This window comes from Sphingobium sp. UBA5915, from assembly GCF_002431195.1.
Lineage (GTDB): Bacteria > Pseudomonadota > Alphaproteobacteria > Sphingomonadales > Sphingomonadaceae > Sphingobium > Sphingobium soli.
On sequence record NZ_DJDV01000065.1, the window covers coordinates 1 to 3396 of the forward strand.

The 3396-nt window shown below is 58.2% G+C and carries 4 protein-coding genes; all 4 read right to left on the reverse strand.

Features of this window, described 5'->3' with window-relative positions:
* The coding region (locus B2V90_RS11045) for a tape measure protein (protein ID WP_293921270.1) at positions 1-1585 on the reverse strand (1585 nt) is incomplete at its 3' end.
* A 49-nt stretch (positions 1586-1634) separates the two neighbouring features.
* The gene (locus B2V90_RS11050; RefSeq protein WP_293921272.1) at positions 1635-1958 is read right to left on the reverse strand and encodes a phage tail assembly chaperone; all 324 of its coding nucleotides are present in this window, start codon (positions 1956-1958) and stop codon (positions 1635-1637) included.
* A gap of 41 nt (positions 1959-1999) precedes the next feature.
* Complete coding sequence (locus tag B2V90_RS11055; RefSeq protein ID WP_293921274.1) at positions 2000-2434, reverse strand: hypothetical protein; 435 nt, start codon at positions 2432-2434, stop codon at positions 2000-2002.
* A 120-nt stretch (positions 2435-2554) separates the two neighbouring features.
* Positions 2555-3396, reverse strand: an 842-nt coding sequence (locus tag B2V90_RS11060; protein ID WP_293921276.1) for a phage tail tube protein, incomplete at its 5' end; no start/stop codon positions are given.

Here is a 3396-nt window from a genome sequence, read left to right on the forward strand (position 1 = left end):
TTTCGTCCATCAGCGTGGACAGGCGTTCCTTTTCACTGGCGGTCAGTTCCTTGCCACTGACGCGCTGGAGATCCATCTGCGCGGTATATTTCTCAGCCTCGACCGGCATGAGCGCCGCGATCTTCCTGTTCTCCTCCATGACCGCCCAGAATTCCTCTGCGGCCTTCTGCTGGCGCGCTGCGGCCTTCGCCGCGCGCTCGGTGTCGCGCTCTGCATCGGTCTTTTTGCCGCTGCCTTTTTTCTCCGTTGGAGTGCCTGCGGTTGGACGCAGAAGACCGCTGCCGCCGGTCTTCTTCGGCGGAGGCGGACCCAGCTTGCGAGATTCGTCCATCAGGCGCTGGTCATTCCAGTCCTTGGGCACGTTGTCACCCGTGCGCTCACGATAGGCACGTTCCAGCTTGGCGCGTGCGCGATCACGATGGGATTGGGCAGCACCGCGAAGGAAACGACCGCGATAGTCGCTGGGGGCGGATTTGTTGGTGGGCAGAGCATCCAGTTCGATCACTGCACCGCTGTCCTTGCCGCCAAGGAGACTGTAGCCGCGCCCGAAGTTACGCACGTCATCGATCATGCCAAGGACGCCTGCGATCTCATTGCGGAGACCCTGCCAGCGCGCAGAAATCAGATCGGCGGCATTGATGCCCTCGTTTTCGAGCGGCTTGAACGTGCCGACCAGACCCTCAAAGCTGTCACGGATTTCCGCACCAGCATCGGCAGCGGCATCCGCGATGGAACGCATATTGTCATTGCCCTGATCGGCGAAATTATAGAGCGCCTGACTGAAACCACCGCCCTGATCGAACGCGCCAAACGTGACGGTCGCGAGATTGGTGAGAGCCGTGAATGCATCGCCAAATGTCTTCGGCATCTGCTTGAATTCTTCGTCCAACGCGGCGGTGAAGCGCGTATCGGTAAAGGCGCGGAACAGCATGTCGGCGGTCAATTGGCCTTCGCTGGCCATCTTCTTCAAAGCCCCAACGGGCACATTCATGCTGTCCGCAAGCAGCTTCATGAGGCGCGGACTGTTTTCCGCAAGGGAGCGGAACTCATCGCCATTCAGCTTGCCCGACGACAATGCCTGACCAAGCTGGAGAACGGTGGATGCCGTTTCGCCCGCGGTTGCGCCGCTGATCTTGAGGGACTTGGTGACGGTTTCGGTCGCGCGGGCAATCTGCTGCTGGGAAGCGTCCAGACCCTTACCGCTGGTCATCAGCTTGCCGTAAAGCGTAGCTGCCGAGGTCAACTCACTACGAGTGGAAGCGGCGATCCTGCGAACGTCTTCCTGCGCCTGTCCGAAGTCCGCAAAACCACGGGTCGCGAGGCGCAGCTTGGCTTCCATGTTCGCGGAAGCGTCGGCCATTTCAGCGAATTTGTGGGTGATGCCTGCAAGGATCGCGGCAGCGCCAGCGCCCTTAATACCGGCTAGGCTACGACTGAATGTCGTGATGCCAATGGTCGTTGAACCAAGCGCACCATTGAGGCGACTGCTGGAATTTCCTACTCGATCAAGTGCGCGCTCAGCCTGTGAGCCACCACGTTGAGCGCCAGTTGCGTCGATAGTGATGCGGATGGTTGTGTCAGACATCGAATAAGCAGGCTCCACGCTATTGGGGTCTGCTTATTTATCGGGGGCACTAGCTGACCTTTGACTTGTCGTCCTTGACTTCTGATAGGACTACAGCGTCCATTGCCCGAATGATTGCCCAGAGAATTTCTGCTTCGTGCAAGGTGAGCCGATACCTGTCAGCATATTTCATGGTGTCGTCCCAGCGCAGTTTACTGGCAGCAAGACCGACATCGCGCATCGTCCCGATGGCGAGGAACGCGCTCCAGTAGAATTCGCAATGCTGGGGGAGGGTAGGCTGATGGGCCTGCGCTTCGGCCAACTCGATGACGGAAGTATGCTCGAAGCGCCCCGCCTTGATGGCGGCGCTGGCCTCTTTCTCCAGTCGCTCCATGCGAGCGAAGTCAGGAGAAAGCTGCCAGCGCAGATAGTCCGTTAGTTTTTTTTATCGTCCTCAAGGGCTTCTGTTTGGAAGTTGCTCTCTTCCGAACTGAACTCGTCCAACTCCTGAAAAATCCAGTAAGCGCGCTTGTCGGAAAGATATGCGACGAGGTTGGATGCGGTATGCTTCCAAGCGCCTTCTCCCTTCACAGGAATGCCAGCACTCTTAGTGACATAGTTCTCCACAAACATGCGGATCACGACGCCACGGCGCAGCATCACGTCTTCTTCTGTCTGGGGATTGTCGATGCGATCCCTCTCGCGCTTGCTCAGCTTGGCAGTGGCGCGCTTCCATTCCAGCAGCCACTTGGGCGAGTTTACGAACTGGTGCTTAACGTGGAAAACGCCATAGCACTTGCCGTCCTTGATAACCTCAATTTCGCGGACCTCATCGTCAGATACGCTGGGAAGATCAAAATCAAATTCCATGTAACACCTCAGGTTTTTACCATGCAGCGTCCTGCTGCTCAGTATTTATCGTGAGGCTCAGTCATGGGTTGGGGCGGTGGAACCTGATAACCACCGCCCCGCAAAAGCTGTTCTGACCTATTAGGCGAGAGGCAGCTTCTGGATCATGATGTCGGTGCCCGACACGGCATCGCCCAGCGGCGAGAAGGTCACGCTGACCATTTGGTTCGCGCCATCTTCGCTATCCTCAGGGAAGCTGGGCTGCGCGGCTGGAATGATGAACCTGTAGCCAGCGCCGTTGAATTCCACGTCGAACGAGATGCTGACGGCTGGGTTCTCGATGCCATTCTGGATGAGGTTTTCCGGCCCGAAGTCCTTGCGGTAGAGCAGGGCGACCAGTTCGATGGTTTTACCAGCAGTGCCGATGCCACGCGCAAATGCGGAACCTAGCTTGCCCTGCGTTGCACGATCCTGCGTCACGGTCAGGTTCAGGGTCGAATAATCGACCTCGCCCAGACCGCCGATGGCGATGTTCTTCACATCAGGACCAGCGAACTTCGGCGCAGTGCTGGCGTCCGCATAGGTCGCACCAGCAATGGCATTGTTCGATGGGGTAGCGCGGCCACGGCCAAGGACCGTGAAGTCGGCTGTCACGATGCCGCCGAACTCAGCAGTCAGGGCAAACTCCGAAACCTGGCAGCCAAAATAGCGGGTGAACATATTGGTGGTGCCGTCGATCCACTTGCGCTCGACGGAAAGGTCAGTCTCTTTCGTGCCTGCCTTCAGCAAGCCGTCCTGATCGAACTCGCCGGAAAAGGCGCTCTCCAGCAGGAAGTCGGTCGCCGCGTCGTCGGCAGTGAATTCCGTGTTGAGGGTGCCTTCAACGCGAGGATTTACGAGGCGCTGACCAGCATTGGTGCGGCCTTTGCGTCGAGTGGCGCTGACGATTGGATCAGCAGTCGCGTTCAGGTTGGAACCAACAA